This is a genomic window from Neobacillus sp. CF12 (genome assembly GCF_030348765.1).
GTDB lineage: Bacteria > Bacillota > Bacilli > Bacillales > Cytobacillaceae > Neobacillus.
Genome location: NZ_JAUCEU010000007.1, coordinates 4,560,913 through 4,580,788, shown reverse-complemented (window position 1 = coordinate 4,580,788; position 19,876 = coordinate 4,560,913). Strand labels below are relative to the sequence as shown.

Here is a 19,876-nt window from a genome sequence, read left to right as displayed (position 1 = left end):
TCGACTAATAAAAAAAGGGGTGGGTAACTATGATAAAAAAACTCAGCTTACTTGTGCTTGCTATATCACTATTTAGTGGTTGTTCGACGAACCAAGATTTAGTCGACAAACCACAATCAAGTTCCGAAAATTCTAGTGAAGGGGAGGACTCTATTAAAGAGGTAACCACCATAACAGATAGTCCAGCGAAAACGCCTCCGAAAAATGATAAAGGCGATATCAAAGATAAACCAGGAATTTCTAAAGAATCAGCAGAAAAAATGACTCCTAGTATTTCGTACCAGCAAGAGGGCAAAAATGTTCATTTTACTTTCAATGTGAAAAATAATTTGGATCAATTGTTTACATTCCACTTTGAAACGGCACAACAGTATGATTATACGATTAAAGATCGGGACGGAAATGTACTACGTACCTATTCAAAAGAGACAAAATCACCTGCTTTACCAGGTGAACAACCAGTAAAACCAGGAGGATCTATTTCATATGAAGTACCAGTTGAAAACTTACCGCCTGGCTCCTATGTCATCACCTTCTTTCTAAAGGCAAAAGAAATGCAGCCAAAAGCTGGCCTTGAATTTGTAGTGGAATAAATACAGGAAAGCTCTCACATCGAGAGCTTTCTTGCTTTTTTAAAAAACCCTACTATCTGACTAGTAAAAGACGAAGAACTGCAAAAAACAATTCAGTATACTAAGCATAGGGAATATTCAAGTTTACTAGAAAGTAGGTTGATTGCATGTCCATTGGAAAAGTTATTTATTATCACCGAAGAAAGCAAAATAAAACACAGGAACAGCTTTGCCAGGGCATTTGCTCGGTAACACACTTAAGTAAAATTGAAAACAATGTAAAAGAAGCCAACAAAAAAACACTCCAGCTGCTTTGTGAAAGATTGCAGATTTCTATCGAGGAAGAAAACAAAAAGAGCGAGTTAGTAAGACATAAACTGGATCTGTTTTACGAGACAATGGAGCGGCTCCACCAAGAAAAAGCAGCCATATTATATAAAGAATTGCTGGAATACAAGGAATACGTACATTGTACAGATATGATCTATCTGTATGAATTATATATGCTGCGGTACTACCTGCTATTGCACGATTTTTCCGCATTTGAGGAGTCCTCTCGGGGCATTCATAATTATATCTCAAAGTTTTCTCCTTTTGAGGAATATGTCTGGGATTTGCTTCAAGCCATCTATTATGGAAAAAAAGAACAATTCCCCCAAGCCCTCCTCTTCCTATCACGTATGGAAAACAAAGCAGAAGAATATCTTGCAAAAATATCAGAGTATCATTATTTTCGCTCAGCCTTGCATGGTCATTTATGCCACTACTCTTTATCGATTCATTATGCGTATAAAGCTTTGCAAGTTTTTCAGCAAACAAACAATCTAGTAAGATTGGTTCACGTCAAAATGATTCTGGCTATTAATTTCATTCATATTGGTGAATTTGATAAAGGAAAAGAACTTCTTGTACATATTTTAAGTGATGCCGAGATGCTTCAGGATACAGAAACGAAGGCCCTTTCTTTACATAATCTCGGTTTTTTATATTACAGAAAAGGTAATATAGAAGAATCGTTGGACTATTATTCACAGGCCCTTTTGCACAAAGAAAAAAATTCTGCATCCTATTATATTACGATTTCTTATCTGGCCGAGGCACTTATTTCTTTTTCACAAAATGAGAAGGCTGCAGAGCTGTTATCTGAAGTATTAGAATCTATTCATGATAAAAATTCGCCGCGATTCATTGAATTAAAGATCCTTTATTTAGAAGCAGCCGGTACAAAAAAATCTCTTATTCACTATTTGATAAAGCATGGACTGCCTATTATTCAACAGCATATGAATATTGATCGAGGAATCAAATATCTTCAGATGGTTGCTGCCTATTATGAAGAAAAAAAGGATTTTGTTTCTGCCAATCATTATCTTCATATCTCCAATCAACATCTAAAAAATTTGCTTACCAACATTGGGTCACCCGTTGACCTAAAAAGTGCAGTGGTTCGAGGAAAATAATCAAGGATAAAAGGGAGAATAACTTGCAGTTATTGTCCCTTTTTGTCGTAATCACTAAATTGTCCCAAATTACTAGAAAAGAAATACCATCATTTATTAATAAAAGCCCCCCTACACTATAAAAAAACCTTTTATTGAAGCCAGTTTTCGCCGGAAATTGTCCCAATTAACAGTCTATTTAATACCGTCTATAGTTAAAAGTGATTACAAGAATCATTTTTTTATAGAAAGGGAGAATGTGTATAATGGGCAATACAAAGTATAAAAAGTATTTTTCCGTAATGATGACGACTGCTCTTCTAGCAATCCCATCCCTTCAAGCGTTTGCGGATGATCCGAGCAACGCAAATGGTGACAAAGCTGCCGTCACGAATCTGGAAGGTGTAAATGCAAAAGCAAGTATAGGAAAGCATGTCATTACGCTCCTTACTGGTGATGTTGTAACAGTGACAGAGCTTGCAGATGGAAAAAGTGTGATTAACGTGGAACCTGCCGCTGCTGGCGGTGGTGCAAGGATTTTGACAGTGGACAAAGATACATATGTCATTCCAGACCAAGCAATGCCTTATTTAGCTTCCGGTTTTTTAGATCAGGACTTATTTAATGTTACTGCACTCATTAAAGATGGGTATGACGATGCCTCTCAAAAGACGTTACCTGTTATCGTACAATATTCTGAATCAAAAACTCGTTCAGGTGCATTACCAACACCAAAAGGTTCTAAGAAGACACATGTACTTGAAAGTATTAATGGTTTGGCACTTTCGACAGAAAAAAAGGACACAAAAAAGTTTTGGCAGGACATTACGCAGAAGCAGCAGACTGCAAAAACCTCAAAATCCATATTAGCTCCTGGAATTGAGAAAATCTGGCTTGATGGTCGTGTGGAAGCCACACTTGAACAGAGTGTCCCACAGGTTGGAGCTCCAACCGCTTGGGATTCCGGTTACGACGGTAGTGGCGTAAAAGTAGCCGTACTTGATACAGGAATCGATGCAGAACATCCGGACATCGCAAGTCAACTAGTTGATTCAAAGAGCTTCGTTCCAAATGAAGATGTTCGTGACTATCATGCGCACGGTACCCATGTAGCTTCAACGGTACTTGGAACAGGCGCTGCCTCAGAAGGAAAGAATAAAGGGGTCGCTCCAGGTGCAGACCTGCTCGTCGGAAAAGTCCTTAGCAATGAAGGATTTGGCCAAGATTCTTGGATTATCGATGGGATGGAATGGGCTGCTCAAAATGCCAAAATTGTAAATATGAGTATAGGCAGCAACGAGCCAAGCGATGGAACCGACCCAATGGCTCAAGCCGTTAATAACTTAACTGCAGAGACAGGTGCTCTGTTTGTCATTGCTGCAGGTAATACGGGTATGGAAGGAATTAATTCCCCAGGATCTGCAGATTCTGCCCTTACAGTAGGTGCTGTTGACAAGTCTGATAATCTTGCCTGGTTCTCCTCTAAAGGACCACAAAATGGAGTTTCGGGATTAAAGCCTGACCTTACCGCACCTGGTGTAGGAATTCTAGCTGCCCGCTCTCAATTCAGTAATGGCAGCGGCTCTTATATGACAATGGACGGTACTTCAATGGCTACCCCACACGTTGCTGGAGCAGCCGCTATTCTCTCACAGCGTCATCCGGATTGGACAGGCGTACAGCTGAAAGATGCACTCATGAGTACGACTAAGAAACTCGATCATATTAAACCATTTGAGGGTGGAACGGGACGTCTCGACGTTGCTTCTGCTGCCTTTGGTTCGGTACGTGCGACAGGTTCACTCGATTTTGGATTCTTTGACTGGCCGCATGAAGGTGACAGTCCTGTAGAGAAAAACATTACGTACATCAATGACGGTGACCAGGAAGTGACACTGGATCTCATTGCTTCCTTTTCTGACGGCAATGGTTCTACAGCGCCTTCAGGATTGATAACACTTTCAACAGACAAAGTGACTGTGGCTCCTAATAGCACCGCTGAAGTAAAAGTGACAGTAGATCCTCAGCTTGCCGCTCTTGGCACTCGTTATCAGGGTCACATTTCAGCCGCTTTGAATGGGGATACTGTTGTCCATACTGCTTTAGCCATGGTAAAGGAAGAAGAGAAATATTCTCTTACCATCAACGCAACGGACCGTAACGGACAACCTGCCCTTGCCTACTTCAATCTTGTTGGTCCGAGCGGCGTTCCAGAGTTTTACGCTGTGGACGGCACGAGAGAACTAAGATTGGTGCCTGGCACCTATTCGGTTCTGAGTATGATGGATGTTGATACAGATACAGACCACAGGGGTGTTGCACTGGTTGGTGATCCAGAAATTAACCTGAGCGGTCCGCAAACTGTTGAACTGGATGCTCGTAAGGCAGAAGAAATTCATGTAAACGTTCCAAATAAAACAGAAGCAAATTATCGAAAATTGGAATATTACCGCAATACCGGCGGATCTAGTATGAATGATATCTACGTTATGCCGGTATGGGTGGATAAAATGTACGCACAGCCTACAAAAGAAGTAGAAAAAGGTGAATTCACCCTGGCTACACGCTGGCGCCTGGCTGAACCAATGCTTACAATCAACTTCCAAGGCATAGAGCTGGATGATATCCCTCAGGCAGGCAGTACCCTTCTAAAAGGTGTACACAATTTAGCTGCAGTCTATGCAGGGAAAGGTGCTCCGGAAGATTATGCTGGTCTTGATGTGAAAGGAAAAGCCGTTGTGGTGGAGCGCAGTGATGAAGTTTCAGGTCAAAACCGTTCCGCTGCAGCATTGGAGGCTGGGGCAAAACTTTTGATTACGGTAAACGATAAACCGCAAGAGCTTAGCGAATGGGTTGGTATTGAAAATCCTGATTTCTCACTTTCAGATACTCCACTAGCTGTAGCTGGCGTAAGCGGTACAGAGGGTAAAAAGCTCGTGGACGCAGCAAAGTCCGGAAAATTGAAATTAAACGTCAAGGGTACTCCTGACAGTGAATTCATTTATGACCTTGTAGATATGCATCATGGAGCAATACCAAACGATTTAACCTATGCACCACAAACGAAGGATCTTGTAAAAATCGATACAGAATATAAATCAGATCGTAAGGCACCAGGTATGGAGTTCCGCTACGATCTTCTGCCTCACAGTTTTGCAGGAACTGGCTTCATGTTCCAACTATCACTCCCTTCTGTACGTACCGAATGGGTATCTGCTCAAGAAGGCACATCCTGGTACCATCAGGCTGGTGTGTATGACGCACAATGGGAAGTACGTCAGCCAAAAGTGAGTTACAAGCCTGGTCAAAAGTTTGCGGAAGAATGGTTTTCACCAGTTGTCCGTCCTCGTCTTGGCGATGGATTCTGGGCACCTTACCGTGACCGCAACTACTTTATCATTAATCTTCCTGCGTGGGCGGATTCAGGTAATGGACACACAGGAGCAGACATGAATTATCCTGGAGAGCAAACGATCGAGTTTTATCGAGGAGATACGCTCGTGAGAAAAGCCAATGGACAGGCAATCTACTCTTTTGTAGAGCAGCCAGAGGAAAACACGAAGTATCGAATCGTAACGGACGCTTCTCGTAATCCAGAACGCTGGGATACATCCGTCCGTACCCATACCGAGTGGGAATTTTGGTCTAAAAAAGAAGAAGAATTCCGCTCTGCACTGCCGCTTCTATCACTGGATTATAAAATTGATACTGACATGAACGGAGATGCAATTGCGGGTAAATCAACTCAGCTTGGCTTGTCCGTGCATCAAATTCCGGGTGCCCCAGGAAACGGAGTAGTGGAAGGTGCTGAATTAGAAGTCTCCTTTGACGAAGGCAAGACTTGGGAAAAGGTAGATCTTGCTGCAGACGGCAATGGCTGGACGGCAACAATTAAACATCCAAACAAAGCTGGAAGTAATGTCTCGCTACGTGCAAGTGCCTGGGATGATGCAGGCAGCAAAATTACTCAAGAGATAATAAAAGCATATGGACTGAGATAATGTAGCAAACAGAAATAAACGATCGTTTGACACGCGGAGGGAAAAAGTCGGCTATCAAAGTTTCTTCCGCAACATTTTAATAAAGATCAAAATTAAAAAATGTCCCCATACACCTGTTGGGGACATTTTTTGTTTCTTTATTAGGATATATGCTTCGTGGATTTATGAAAGAATAATCTCTTGTTTCCTTTGGGAGATTAGTCCTTCATAACCCTTATGAAAGACTAATCTCTAGCTTCCTTACCAAGATTAGTCCTTCATCACACTTATGAAAGACAAATCTCTAGCTTCCTTACAGAGATTTGTCCTTCATCCTCCTTATGAAAGACAAACCCCTGGCTTCCTTGCCGAGATTTGTCCTTCATCCCCTTTATGAATGGGCATTAGATTCCTCATTTTTAGCAGTATGAACCTTTACTCCATTCATTTGTTACATAAAATTGTAAAAAATATGAAAGGATAGTATTATACGTCTTTTTAAATCGTTAGGAGGTTGAACCTGTGCAGAGGAAAAAGTTCTTTAAGATTCTGCTGATAATGATTTTTCTAACTGTAACATCTTTAGCCAATAGCGATCAGAGTAAAGAAATTCAAGCATTTTCCAACCAAGTACTCCAACAAGGATCCTCTGGGGAGGATGTGATTGAACTGCAATCCCGTCTTGCGTACAATGGCTTTTATAAGAGTAAGGTTGACGGTGTGTTTGGGTGGAATACATACTGGGCCGTTCGGAATTTTCAAGATAAGTTTGGTCTTCCCGTCGATGGGAAAGTTGGTGCACAAACGAAGGCAATGCTTGTTAAAGCAACAAAGTATGAAAAGAAGGGCAACGGGAGTAGTACGACTGCCAACGTTCCAAATGGCTATAGTCAAAACGATATCCAGTTGATGGCAAATGCAGTTTACGGAGAATCACGTGGTGAACCCTATATCGGTCAAGTCGCGGTGGCTGCAGTCATATTGAATCGCGTTCAAAGCGCCTCCTTTCCAAATACCGTAGCTGGAGTCATTTATGAGCCTGGAGCCTTCACCGCTGTTGCCGATGGACAAATTAACCTAACACCGAATGAAACAGCAAAAAAAGCTGTGCTCGATGCGGTAAATGGATGGGATCCAACCGGTAATGCCATTTATTATTTTAACCCTGATACGGCCACAAGCAGCTGGATTTGGAGCCGCCCCCAGATTAAGAAAATAGGTAAACATATATTTTGTAAATGAAAAGAGGCTAACTCTCATGGCTGGTGTATTTCCAACCATTTGAGTCAGCCCTTTTTATTTACGCAAGTTCCAAAGCGATTTCCATCATTTTTGTAAACGAGGTCTGTCTTTCTTCAGGTGTGGTTTGCTCTTTTCTAAAAATATGGTCGCTGATGGTTAAGATACATAGTGCATTTACTCCTGCATGGGCTGCATTCACATAAAGACCCGCCGATTCCATCTCCGCACAAAGTATCCCCATTTCACTCCACTTTTGCAGTGCTGTCGGGTCTGCATTGTAAAAAATATCACTTGATAGGACATTTCCGACAAATACTTTTTGCCCCTTTTCATCCGCCACCTTCTTCGCCTTCTCCAATAACTCAAAGGACGCCGTAATCGAATAATGTCCTGGCAGATTGTATTGGTGGAGATAGTTGGAATCTGTTGCGGCACCCATAACAAAAACAATATCATACAAGTTTAGATGATCTTGAATAGCTCCCGCGGAACCTATTCGAATCAAATTTTTAACGCCAAATATATGAATAAGCTCCCAAGAATAAATACTCATACTAGGAGTTCCCATTCCTGTGCCCATCACCGAAATCCGTTTACCATTAAAAGTTCCCGTAAATCCAAGCATACCGCGAACCTCATTGAATTGGACCACATCGGTTAAATACGTATCGGCAATAAACTTCGCTCGTAAGGGGTCACCTGGCAGAAGAATTGTCTCGGCAATCTCCGCTCCATTTGGTTTAATATGTGGAGTTTCTTTCGTCATCTATTTTACTCCTTTTCTTTTATAGATAAACTGCTAGGATTATTATTGCTTTTAAACCATCATCTATACTGCTTAGAAAACAATCGTTTTGTTTTGATGGACAATTATCCGGTCTTCAATATGCCATTTTACCGCTCGAGCCAATACACTTCTTTCCACTCTACGACCTATTTTTTTCAGGTTGTCCACATCATCTCGATGATCAACGCGGGCAATGTCTTGCTCAATAATTGGTCCTTCATCAAGGTCATTCGTTACATAATGCGAAGTCGCTCCAATCAATTTTACCCCGCGAGCATGCGCGCGCTCATATGGTCTTGCCCCAATAAATGCCGGCAAAAACGAATGGTGAATATTAATGATTTTGTTTGGATTGGCGGCAACAAAGTCGGGAGTCAATATTTGCATATAACGGGCCAGGACCACTAAATCAATCTCATACTCTTTTAACAACTGAAGTTGCTTAGCTTCTACCTCCGCACGAATATCCTTATTTGCTGGAATATAATAAAATGGGATATTTAAGCCTTCTACTGCATCCCTTGCTGCCTCATGATTACTAATCACAACAGCTATATCAGCCATTAAATCACCGCTTTGCCATTCCCAAAGAAGTTCTAACAGACAGTGAAGTTCCTTCGATACAAAGATTGCAACCTTTTTCACATGATAAACGTGATTTAATTTCCAATCCATTGAAAACTGCTCCGCAATCGTTGCAAACTGCTCCTCCATATCCTTAGCCTTCTCCTTTAGTCCCGGGCATTCAAATTCAATCCGGATAAAGAATTCTCCGCCTTCAGGATTGGTCGAATACTGACTTGATTCGATGATATTGGCTTGATAGGAAAATAAAAAATGAGAGATTGCTGAAACAATCCCAGGCTGATCATGGCAGCTAACGAGCAAGCGTCCACGATTACGGTTCTCTTGTTGAAATAGTTCTATTTGTTCTTTTATATAAGAATTCATTGTCATAACCCCTCTGATATTATTAGAGAAGATTATACAGCAGACAGCTCCTATAAGCTAAGTTTTTTTAAAAATTCTTATATCTCTAAATTCGATTTAAAAAACAATTAATGGTACTATTTTTTTAAAAAGGAGGTAGTTGTGTTATGAAAATTGCTTTCATTTCTGATATTCACGGGAATGCAATCGCTCTAGAAGCTGTTCTCCAAGATATTGAAAACCAAGGAATTGATAAAATCTATGTGCTAGGCGACATCTGTTATCGTGGACCAGAGCCTAAACGTTCTCTTGACCTAGTCCGTTCTTTACATACAGAAGTAATTAAGGGCAATGCGGATGAATGGGTCGTGCGTGGGGTCCAGGAGGGTGAAGTTCCTGAGAAGGTCTTAGAACTGATGAACCTTGAACGTCAATGGATTGTCTCACAACTTGAACCATCAGACATCAATTATTTAGCAAGCCTGCCTGAGCAATTAAACTTTTCCATCGAAAATGTTGGAATTTCGGCATTCCATGCTACCCCAACAAGTTTATTTGATATCGTTCTGCCAAACGCCGATGATCAACAAATAGAAACCAGTTTAATGGAGGCAAATGAGGCACAAATATATGTTTATGCACATATTCACAAGCCCTATATTCGTTTCCTAAATGGCAAGATCATTATGAATATCGGCAGTGTTGGCTTGCCATTCGATGGACTAACAAAATCTTCTTATGGACTTATTGAAATTGAAGATGGTCATATCAAAACCTCCATTAGAAGAGTAAGTTACAATCTCGAAAGTGTCGTAGCACTTTACCATGAAGTCAAGTATCCCAACGCGGACATGATGAGCAAAGTCATTATGACTGCAAAAATTTAGTAGGAAATCGCTGCTGACTATACTGGCAGCGTTTTTCCCCTGACCATGCAAAAAAGGAGTACATAAAAATGAAGTTATTTGTAAGGAATATGGATGAGGAATACGCACGACAAATTTTAACCTGGAAATACGAAGCACCCTATGATTTTTATAACAATGAAGAAAGCTCTGAGTCTCTAAACGAATTACTAGAAAACCCCTATTATGCAGTATTGAATCAAAATAACGATTTGGTTGGTTTCTTTTGCATTGGAAAGGCTGCACAAGTACCATTTGGCCACACAGTAGGTGCGTATTCTGAAGACCTAACTGATATAGGAATTGGAATGAATCCAACCTTAACCGGCCAAGGATTGGGATCTGAGTTCTTCTCGTTTATCCTAACCTATTTGAAAGATTCCTATAAAAATGATGCGATACGGTTAACCGTTGCTAGTTTTAATCAACGAGCGATCCACCTTTATACAAAACTTGGCTTTGTTAAGAAAATGGAGTTTAATAGAGAATCCGCAGCGTTTATTACAATGGTTAAGTATTTTACCAAAGAATGAAAAGAACCGAGGCAAATTTGTCCTCGGTCTCTAGTATTATTGAAAGATATCCGGCACAACCTTTTGGCCAGGTTTAAAGAAACTCTCAACTTTTTTAACATTGCTTGGTTTGCTAAAATAATAACCCTGCATATTATGGCAGCCAATACTACATAAAAATTGATATTGTTCTAGCTTTTCTACACCCTCTGCTACCACATTCATACCTAAGTTTCTTCCCATTGCGACCAATGTCCGGCAGACAGCGCGCTGATTTTTATTCTCTAAGCCTGCAATAAACGATTTATCAATCTTTATCGTATTAAAAGGATATTGAACGAGATAACTAATCGACGAATAGCCAACACCAAAATCATCGAGAATAATATCGACGCCACTATCTTGTAGTTCTTTTATCGTATTCAATGTTTTTTGGACATTCGTCATCGCCGTTCGCTCAGTGATTTCAATTTTTAATAGATGGGAAGGCAATTGATAGTGTTCCAAAGTGTCTTTGACATTTTGAAGGAACGACTCAAGATTAATATGTTTAGCTGGAACATTGATGGATACATAAAAGTTCGGCAAATTCATATCCAACCACCGCTTTCGCTGTTTACAAGCAGTATCCATCACCCAGTTGCCCAATTTTATGATTAAGTCCGACTCTTCAGCAATTTGGATAAATTCTCCTGGCGGGATTAATCCTAAAACAGGATGTTTCCACCGCAATAGTGCTTCTAAGCCGATCACCTCTTTTCCATAAACATCAACAATCGGTTGATATTCCAGGTATAATTCATTTTTTTCAATCGCTTTATGAAGATATTGTTCAAGCAGCAATTTTCGTGAAAGACGTTTCGCCATTCCTACTTCATATGCCTGAATTCCCCCGCCGCTTTCCTTGGCAAGATACATCGCATGGTCAGCCTTTTGAATTAATCCCTCTGCTTCATATCCGTGATCAGGGAAAATACTCATTCCGATACTAGCACTTAACACATACTCATTCCCATTCAGCCTGATGGGTTCCGCGATGATTCTATTAATCCTAGCGGCTGCTTCCTGAAGATCCTTCCTTGTCACCAAATTTTTAAGTAAAATGACAAATTCATCCCCCCCTTGACGGGAAATGAGATCATCATTTCGTAAACTATCCTTCAATCGCTCAGCAATGACCTGTAAAACTTTATCACCCATCCTATGACCAAGTAAATCATTGATATATTTAAATCGATCAAGATCCAAAAATAATAAACCCACGATTCGTTTAATTTCTTTTGCTTCATTCAATGCTTTTTGGAGTTCATGGTCTAATTTCCGTCTGTTTGGCAGTCCTGTTAGGGAATCGTGAAAAGCTAAAAAAGTTAATTTTTCCTCTGCCTTTTTCCGTTTCGTAATATCCACAACAATTCGGTCAAGCCTAACAGGGGCATAGTGCTGTTCAGAAAAAATAGGGACGATAAAATCAGACACCCATTTATGCTCACCACTTTTGCTGATAATACTATATTCATGAAGAGAGGATTTCCCCCTCTTTACCAACTCCATATGCTTGAAGGTGCCCTTTTTATCAACCGGAAGGATAATCTGCTCCCATAATTGTGGATTCTGCAGAAAATCCTCTTCACGATAACCAAAAATGGTCTGACAAACTGGGGAAATAGAAATGGTCTCCATCGTTTTTGCATTCAGTGTCCATAAACAAATCTCAATACCCGAAAATATATTATCCCAATTACTTGTTATTGAAGAAGACAATCTTGTTTTTTCGTTCACCGCATCAGTGATATATCCGCAAATACCAAGAATAACCCCTTCTACTTTTATTGGGATCGAAACTATATTTACTTTCATTACATATCCGTTTCGGTGCCTAAGTTTTGTTTGAAGGCTCAATCTTTCTCCTTTAAGAACAGCGTTGATATGCGCGATTATCTTATCAATCTCTTCTTCATCCAATATGGAAATAAAATTTCGTTGATAATCACTGTTTCCTTCATAGCCCATTAATTGTTGAGCTGCTTCATTTGAAAAAACAATACTCCCTTCCAAATCCATCACACAACAAGGATATGGCACACCTAAAAGTAAAGGCTTACAATTCTCAATAAAGGAACTTAAGTCTGATTTTTTGACCTCATTTCTCAAAAAGAATCCTCCTTTCCACGATCACTGAAGAATCAACTTTTCCCTAAGGTGAACATATACTAAACTCCGAAAAATAGCTGTGATAGATATCAACAAACCTAGACATTTTTCTCCATTCTACACGTGGTCAAATTTTTGAAAAAACCCCTTTTGAAGATTTCTCCAAATTAATTGTAACGAATACAACCCAAATTACGTCCAAAACCCAAATGTTGAAATAACTGGTAATTAAATAGGTTGAAAGGAGTGAAAATTTAGAATATAATTTCTTTTACGTGACACTACTTCTATTATACGAATGTAGTAATTTAGAGGGATAAAATGGGGTGAGAGATTTTGAAGATTGTTAGATTAATTACATACTATCTACTTGGAATATTATCGATATTTTGTGTAAGTATTTTCCCACAATATTTTTCCACTAGAGGAACAACTTCATCTGGGTATTTTGAACAACTACTCTCTTTTGGTAAAGACTTATTTAAACCAGAATCATGGATTTATAAATTTCAAAGTTCTCAAACTGGCGGTGCTCCCATGATGGAGATTATGGGGCCGGCATTTGTGTATTCCATGCAAATTCTCTTAGGAGCTCTTTTGGCAGGCTTCAGTATTGCACTTTTTCTTGCTTTAGGATCAGTTTTTTTACCTAAAGTAGTGCTTAGTTCAATAAAAAGAGTACTGGATGTTTTAGAGTCTGTTCCAGACCTGATCCTCGCTACGTTATTACAAGTATTATCCATTGTTATTTTTAAGACATTTGGCGTTGATTTATTTCAGGTTGCTAGCTTTAAAGAAAAGGCTTATTTTGCTCCAATCGTAACGTTAGCGATCCTGCCGCTGGTCTCCATGTTCAAGATCTTACTCCTAATGATTGAGGAAGAGTTTTTAAAGGTTTATGTCACCTTTGTAAAAAGTAAAGGAATAGACAAACTCCAAATCTTACTCAGACATATATTAAAAAATATCATGCCCCTTTCGTTTCATCATATAAAGATTATTATTTGGGGAACACTTTCTAGCCAATTTATTATTGAACGAGTGTTTAACGTCCACGGATTAACATTCTATTTACTTGATAACTTCCAGCCAATAACCATTTTTGTTACGCTCGGACTTATTTTTACACCCTTTTACTTTCTATTCCAGTTAGTTGATATCTGGCTGAAAGAAGATCAACCACTGTCCTTCGAAACGAGACGGAGTAACTGGTGGCACAAATGGAGCATCGGAAATATAGCAGCAGGGACAAAGAGATTTTTTGAAAACATCCTTTTTTCTGTCCGCTCTATTAACTTAAGAGAAATATCGCCTTTCCGTCCTTTTATCACTGCACTGTTTTCTTTTGGGAGGCATATGAAAAATTGGAAGTTCGCACTTGGCGCGTTATTTTTCATTGTAACGATTAGTTACAGTGTTATTTATTCGGTCACAACCGATAACCACGTTGATCAAGTATTGCTTTACTACGCAGAAGATGGCGCTACCCTGATTAGCGCGATGCCGCATGCACCAACGAAGCCCTTTTTCTTTGGTTCAGATAAATTAGGTTTCAGCCTCTTTGATCAGTTAGTAATTGGTGCGAAGTATACGCTGATTTTTGCCTTGCTAATCGCCTTATTGCGAGTACTAGGCGGTCTATTGTTTGGTATTTTTTATGCGTTTCACTTGGGACCCCGCACCCAGCAATGGCTTGGTAGGTTAATCGATTCGATCCACTTCCTGCCTTTAAGTTTGGTTGCGTACATCCTTCTAGCACCCATTTTAATGCCGGCATTTACCGGTTTCGGCTATGAATTTACTTATACCTTTACCGAGCGGATTTTATTAGAAATGTTCATTTTAACCATTTTAGTGGTTCCGTTAACAAGTGTCTTATTAGGAAAAGAGATAAAACGAGTTCTGGATTATGAATTTATTGCCAGTGCCCGCGTTCTAGGCGGTAACAGATTTCATTTATTCTGGCGGCACATATTTCCGCATATCGGCCCCCGTTTAACGATTTTAATAGGGACTCAATTTATCCAAGTACTATTAATCTTTATTCATCTAGGGATATTTAAATTTTTCTTTGGCGGGACGAAACTTAGCTATGACCCAAATGGTGGGGATCCTCCTGTATCGATGACCAATGAATGGTCAGGATTGATTGGCGAATTAGGTAGAACCACCATTGCTTCTGGCCGCTACTGGTACATGTGGATACTCTCTGCTTTCATGCTTGCGATTTTTGCGATGCAGCTCATCATCCAGGGTGTGAAAGAAGTACAGCAAGTAAAAGTCGGCGTGTTATATAAATTACCCAGAGCCCGCAAGAAAAAGGTGAAACAAATAAGTGAAATTCCTGATTATCAAATTACCAAGGATAGCTTTCAAATGCTAAGAAATAACACTGATCATGATGAACCTGAGGTGGAACGGAAGAAAGAACGAGGGTTAAAACCAAGGTTTAAACGTGGGTTTGAACGAGGAATATAGACTAAAAAGCGGAAGCGCCTTGAACAGGGGCAACAGGCATAAGACGAGCCGGCGAGAAGGTTGTACTTTAACCTTCTTGATGGATTGGCTTAGACCTGAGAGCCCCTAGGCGCTGGAGCTAGATTCAAAAAAAGGTAACCCCGTACAATCAATCCTGTACGGGGTTAATTTTATGGTAGGTCTTACTCGCAAATTCCTTGTAAGGAGTATGCGGAAGGGTTTCGAAATTCTCAACAGCCAACTTGGCAGCCAAAAGCGCCTCTTCCATTTCTCCCAGCCCATAATGGCTAAGAGCCTTGTATGAGTAGCGGACATAAAAGAGTGATAAGTCAAAAGGATGATGCGTGGTAGACGGTGTTTCTACTTTTTCAAAATGAAGGATTGCTTCTTTATATTGTTCTAGACCATAGAGAGCCTTTCCTTTTTCGATTAAGTACAATTCTTCAACAACTTCCTTCACCTTTGGATCTGCCAAATAAGCATCAATTCGTTCCAATGCCATGATATACTGCTGTTTCTCTTCAATGAGTGTAATAATGTTGATAAGATCATGAATAAGGATTGATAATGCATCATCTGCGAAATCCCCGTATTGCTTTAGCTTTTGTAAATACAATTCCAGCTTTCCTTTATCCTTCCTCATCATAGCCTGTCCTGCACCAAGTCTGTATAAATCATCGATACGATAAAAGATTTTATGCCTTTTTGAAAAATTAATCGCATTTTCCATGATTTCAGCAGCAGCATGCTCATCCCCAACAGCAAAATGTAAAACCCCTTCAGTGTAGTCAAGGTCCACTCGCGTCATTGGATCGATCGTAACATGGTTGGACTCAATTTCAGCACGTTCCTTTACCAATATCTCAAGCGCCTTGGAATAGTCATGTTCAACAAATTTTACCATCGAACGAAAAATAGCAATTTGGGCACGGTTCGAGGTCAGATTCATTTGGTCATACATAGCCGCCGCTCGGTCCAGGAACTGCTCCCAGCAAGTACTCTTTTCCTCATAAAGACTTCGGCTATAGATATCCAATAAGCGTGCCGACTCATATCCTTGTGTAAGGTTATTTTTATAAGGTTCTATAAGTGATAACAGTTGTTTATATTTATCTGTCACAGTTTCTGACTTTGAATTAAATAACACTTCAGCTTTCTCAAGAATATCCCTTATCTCCTGTGTACTGAATTCCTCCAATAATTCAGTTACTTCAACATCCAGTCTCTTTGCAATATAGGCCAAGCTTTCCATGGAAGGCTTCGCTTTATTGTTTTCGATGAGACTGAGCATCCCCTTTGTAAGCTCTTCACCTGCAAGTGCCTCAAGTGTCAGCTTTTTTTGCTTTCTAATTTTTCGTATTGTGTCCCCTAACATGTTGGTGACCTCCTCACAAAGTAATTAGTTTAATTATATTAAACATATCCACATTTGGGAAGATGCAAACAAAATGGGCTAACAATTTGTTTAATTAAATTAAACTTTTGCTTGATTTGGAAAAAACTTCATGTTATGATTCGTTTAATAAAATTAAACTTTTTAGAAATGAGGAGATCGTATGAATAACATGTTAATGCTGAAAAAAGCGACTTATCATCTCTGGACATTTACCATAAGCAAGTTGATTTCATCCTTTGGCGCGCAAGTATACTCATTTGCGATTAGTTTTTACATTTTACAAGCAACAGGATCTGCCAAAAGTTTCGCTTTAAACCTTATCTGTAATGTACTGCCTCGCACCATTGCAGCGCCCTTTGCCGGCTATATCATTGATAAATATCCACGGAAGGGTATTGCGATTATCTCGCAGATTGTAACCACCATTGCCATTGGCGGCTTGCTAGTCGTAAGTCTCACCTCTGGATTATCCTTAACAGCGATTTACATCACTTCCTGCATATTGTCTCTTACATCAATGTTTTCTGGTGTGGCGTTTACCTCTTCGATTACAGGGCTTGTAGACGAAGCAAGGATACAAAAAGCAATGTCCTTAAATCAGATGTCGATATCCTTTGCTGCCATTGCTTCACCAGCTGTTGGAGGATTATTGTTTGGAGTGATTTCCATGCCACTATTCCTCATCGTCTATATGGCAGCCTCTAGTGTCGCCATTGTTCTCGAATCAACCATGAACTTCACCTTATTTTCCAAAAAGGCCGAACCAGTTGAAGGGAAGAAGGAATCCATGTGGCAAGGAATGAAGGCAGGGATTTCTTATTTAAAATTACAGCCGTTGCTGATGACCATTATCTGGATCGCCTTATTGGTAAATTTCTTTTTCAACGCTTATCAGGTCGGGTATTCCTATATTCTGATCGAAAAATTAAAGATGGCTTCTCAGCATTTTGGTTTTACAGAAGGTGCCTTCGCCGTTGGAATGCTACTCCTGTCCATTTATCTGTCTGTCAGGAAAGAAGTTAAATTTCCGCTGCTTGTAGCGAAAAGGGGCATTATCATTATGGGGACAATCATGGGGGCAACAGCACTGCCTTTACTATTTTCAATGGGATATAACCTAATGTTTGGCTACTATATCCTCCTTCAATTTGTCTTAGGCACTTGCATTGTTATCGTCAATACGCCGACACAAGTGATGATGCAAAAACAAATCGCGGATGAATTTAAAGGTCGTGTATTTTCAATCGTCGAAACCGTTGCCATGGCATTATCGCCTTTAGGAATGATCATCTATGGATTTTTGTACGATATCTTCCCTGCTTACATGGTTCTGATTCTGTCATCGGGTTTATTAATGGCCGTGGTTTTGGTTCTTGCACGACCCGCAGTCATTCGAAAAGTTCACCCAGACCTTACGGAGGAAAATGGATTAAAGAAAAGTGCTGAGGCGTTTTAAACGAAGTGACTGATTCCATGCTTAATGTGGGTTCGGTCACTTTTTGCTATTTATCATCTTCTTAACGATTCTTAAATGGGTAATCAAAATAAGAAATATAAATGGATACAAGCAGGCAGAATACCAGAGTTTCCATCCCGTATAGTTGAAGAAGTGCGTTTTTTCTATTATAAACTCAATGATTACGGAGACAAATGACCATGCTAGGATGTAAAGAAGTTTCGTTAGATTGGTTCCTTTTAAGGGATAATAGTTTAAAAACAATACACTAACCGGTATAAAATAGAGAAACTCACCAATATACCCCAGCCACTGAAATCCCTTACCAAAATACCCGTACAAATGGTATTTAAAATTCAGGACCATATCCACATTGATTCCAAATAATAAAGCAAACAGATTTGTTGTATAAAGCTCTATACTGCTTAATCTTTTTGGGACAAGAAAAGTGATAATATCTAGGAGAATAAAGAAAATAAATACCACTAGAATCGACATGTTATTTCCCCTTTAAAACAGTTAATTTATGTTATGTTCCCTCTATTAGTCACACACATCCACCCAGTTCTAGAAAATGCCATAATACCCACATCCGAAGTTGGAGCGTTTAGGGATTGTCTTCCAAAATACTAGTCGTTTTGCCCTGATTTATTATCCTGGTAAATATCTCACTCCAGTTATGAATAGTATTAAGTAAGTCCCCGCGAAAGGAGTGAGTATACCATGAGTGTTTTGGATCGAAGTCCTTTTCTCTATTTAGCCTGTATCATCGCTGGGTTCGCCCTTTTACGAGTACCGTTAACAGGAATTCTTCAGCCGCTGAGTCCATTAGTTGTCCTTATTGGTGTTCTAGCTATCCTTTTATTTTCACTGGTTTTAATCGTTCAAGGGGTGCTTTGTTTAGTTAAAAGAAGGTAAATATTTAGGTTAGTAAAGAGAGCGAACTTTTCGCTCTCTTTTTTCAGAAATAAAAAATAGGACAATCCACCAATTATAGGTAGAGTTGTCCTGGCTTCAATTCTTTTTATTCTTTTGAGGTATAGTAGCACTTTCTCTAATAATTAATTTCGTATTGATCGTGATTTTTTTACTAACTTCCCTTTTGGAGGTCAACTGATCGATTAGTAAATCAACAGCGGTTTCACCCATAATTTCTGTGTATAATTTAACAGTTGTTAAAGGAGGAACCATATACTGCGCTGTGGCTACATCGTTAAAACCAACAATGCTCAGTTCATCAGGAATTTTGACTCCTAGTTCATATGCAGCTTTATAGCATCCCACTGCAATTGTATCATTCGCAACAAATACGGCTGTCGGCTTCGATTCGGATGTTAACATTTCTCTTAAATTGATATAACCATCCTTCGGATCATATCCGCCGATTTTCACCAACTCTTCTTTGAAAATGCCTTTTTCTTTTAGATAATTTTCAAAAACGTCCTGCCGTAAATCTTTAAAGCGATTTCCATACATATCTGTTTCTACTCCGCCAATAAAACCAATACGTTCATGGCCCAGTTCTGTTAAGTAGTTTAGCGCATTTTTGGTGGCAGAATTAAAATCAATCACAACGGAATCAAAATAACTGCCGTCTGGATTAGAATCCACAAAGACACATGGTTTGTTAAAACCTTTCACTTTTTCAATATCCTTGCTTTTGAAAGTACCAAGGCATAAGATTCCATCTATCTTTTTGAGATTTTCCTCATTGCCTTCCTTATCAATTCTGAAAAAATCAATGCCTTTACTTTTCAATTTCTTTTCTAAGGCAACTCTGATGGATAAGTAATACGTATCAACCAATTCTTCTTCTAGTGAGAAAGAATCGTATAATCCTATTTTCCATTTGCTTTTTTGCTTTTTCTTCGGAACTACCACATAGGCTAACTCCTCAGCAGCTTCAAAAACTCTTTTTCTCGTTTCTGGAGAGACATTTAATGTTTCATCGTAATTTAACACTCTTGAAACGGTAGTGATTGAAACATTAGCTAAATTGGCTATATCTTTTATTGTGGCCATTATTTC

General features: G+C 39.4%; 15 protein-coding genes. 9 read left to right on the top strand and 6 right to left on the bottom strand.

Annotation, left to right across the window (positions count from 1 at the left end):
* Positions 1-29 precede the first annotated feature (29 nt).
* The 4 genes from QUG14_RS21730 to sleB all read left to right on the top strand — a co-directional run bounded on the left by QUG14_RS21730 (position 30) and on the right by sleB (position 7,233).
* The gene (locus QUG14_RS21730; protein WP_289342521.1) at positions 30-593 is read left to right on the top strand and encodes a BsuPI-related putative proteinase inhibitor; all 564 of its coding nucleotides are present in this window, start codon (positions 30-32) and stop codon (positions 591-593) included.
* Between the two features lie 146 nt (positions 594-739).
* Entirely contained in the window at positions 740-2,032 is a 1,293-nt protein-coding gene (locus tag QUG14_RS21725) for a helix-turn-helix domain-containing protein (protein ID WP_289342520.1), read from the top strand.
* A 245-nt stretch (positions 2,033-2,277) separates the two neighbouring features.
* Positions 2,278-6,012, top strand: a complete 3,735-nt coding sequence (locus tag QUG14_RS21720; RefSeq protein WP_289342519.1) for a S8 family serine peptidase — start codon at positions 2,278-2,280, stop codon at positions 6,010-6,012.
* A 501-nt stretch (positions 6,013-6,513) separates the two neighbouring features.
* On the top strand, positions 6,514-7,233 hold the full coding sequence (gene sleB, locus QUG14_RS21715; RefSeq protein ID WP_289342518.1) for a spore cortex-lytic enzyme: 720 nt from the start codon (positions 6,514-6,516) through the stop codon (positions 7,231-7,233).
* 58 nt (positions 7,234-7,291) lie between these two features.
* Here sleB and deoD read toward each other — a convergent pair whose 3' ends face one another.
* Both deoD and purU read right to left on the bottom strand, forming a co-directional pair.
* Positions 7,292-7,999, bottom strand: coding sequence for a purine-nucleoside phosphorylase (gene deoD / locus QUG14_RS21710; RefSeq protein ID WP_289342516.1), 708 nt, complete (start codon positions 7,997-7,999; stop codon positions 7,292-7,294).
* 72 nt (positions 8,000-8,071) lie between these two features.
* On the bottom strand, positions 8,072-8,971 hold the full coding sequence (gene purU, locus QUG14_RS21705) for a formyltetrahydrofolate deformylase (RefSeq protein ID WP_289342515.1): 900 nt from the start codon (positions 8,969-8,971) through the stop codon (positions 8,072-8,074).
* 146 nt (positions 8,972-9,117) lie between these two features.
* On the opposite strand from purU, the gene QUG14_RS21700 reads away from it, so the two are divergent.
* Both QUG14_RS21700 and QUG14_RS21695 read left to right on the top strand, forming a co-directional pair.
* Positions 9,118-9,837 (top strand): metallophosphoesterase family protein, encoded by a 720-nt coding sequence (locus QUG14_RS21700; protein ID WP_289342514.1) that lies wholly within the window; start codon positions 9,118-9,120, stop codon positions 9,835-9,837.
* Positions 9,838-9,905: 68 nt separating this feature from the next.
* Positions 9,906-10,388, top strand: coding sequence for a GNAT family N-acetyltransferase (locus tag QUG14_RS21695; protein WP_289342513.1), 483 nt, complete (start codon positions 9,906-9,908; stop codon positions 10,386-10,388).
* Positions 10,389-10,424: 36 nt separating this feature from the next.
* Here QUG14_RS21695 and QUG14_RS21690 read toward each other — a convergent pair whose 3' ends face one another.
* A complete protein-coding gene (locus QUG14_RS21690) occupies positions 10,425-12,518 on the bottom strand; it encodes a sensor domain-containing protein (protein WP_289342512.1) in 2,094 nt (697 codons plus the stop codon).
* Positions 12,519-12,854: 336 nt separating this feature from the next.
* Here QUG14_RS21690 and QUG14_RS21685 point away from each other — a divergent pair, with 336 nt between their 5' ends.
* On the top strand, positions 12,855-14,996 hold the full coding sequence (locus QUG14_RS21685) for an ABC transporter permease subunit (protein WP_289342511.1): 2,142 nt from the start codon (positions 12,855-12,857) through the stop codon (positions 14,994-14,996).
* 148 nt (positions 14,997-15,144) lie between these two features.
* On the opposite strand, the gene QUG14_RS21680 is transcribed toward QUG14_RS21685, so the two are convergent.
* Positions 15,145-16,371, bottom strand: coding sequence for a helix-turn-helix domain-containing protein (locus QUG14_RS21680; RefSeq protein WP_289342510.1), 1,227 nt, complete (start codon positions 16,369-16,371; stop codon positions 15,145-15,147).
* A gap of 181 nt (positions 16,372-16,552) precedes the next feature.
* On the opposite strand from QUG14_RS21680, the gene QUG14_RS21675 reads away from it, so the two are divergent.
* Complete coding sequence (locus QUG14_RS21675) at positions 16,553-17,848, top strand: MFS transporter (RefSeq protein ID WP_289342509.1); 1,296 nt, start codon at positions 16,553-16,555, stop codon at positions 17,846-17,848.
* A 36-nt stretch (positions 17,849-17,884) separates the two neighbouring features.
* Here QUG14_RS21675 and QUG14_RS21670 read toward each other — a convergent pair whose 3' ends face one another.
* Positions 17,885-18,346 (bottom strand): CBO0543 family protein, encoded by a 462-nt coding sequence (locus tag QUG14_RS21670; protein ID WP_289342507.1) that lies wholly within the window; start codon positions 18,344-18,346, stop codon positions 17,885-17,887.
* Positions 18,347-18,571: 225 nt separating this feature from the next.
* On the opposite strand from QUG14_RS21670, the gene QUG14_RS21665 reads away from it, so the two are divergent.
* Positions 18,572-18,766 carry a hypothetical protein gene (locus QUG14_RS21665; protein WP_289342506.1) on the top strand — a complete coding sequence of 65 codons (195 nt, stop codon included), beginning with the start codon at positions 18,572-18,574 and terminating at the stop codon, positions 18,764-18,766.
* A 96-nt stretch (positions 18,767-18,862) separates the two neighbouring features.
* Here QUG14_RS21665 and QUG14_RS21660 read toward each other — a convergent pair whose 3' ends face one another.
* A complete protein-coding gene (locus QUG14_RS21660; protein WP_289342505.1) occupies positions 18,863-19,870 on the bottom strand; it encodes a LacI family DNA-binding transcriptional regulator in 1,008 nt (335 codons plus the stop codon).
* Positions 19,871-19,876 lie beyond the last annotated feature (6 nt).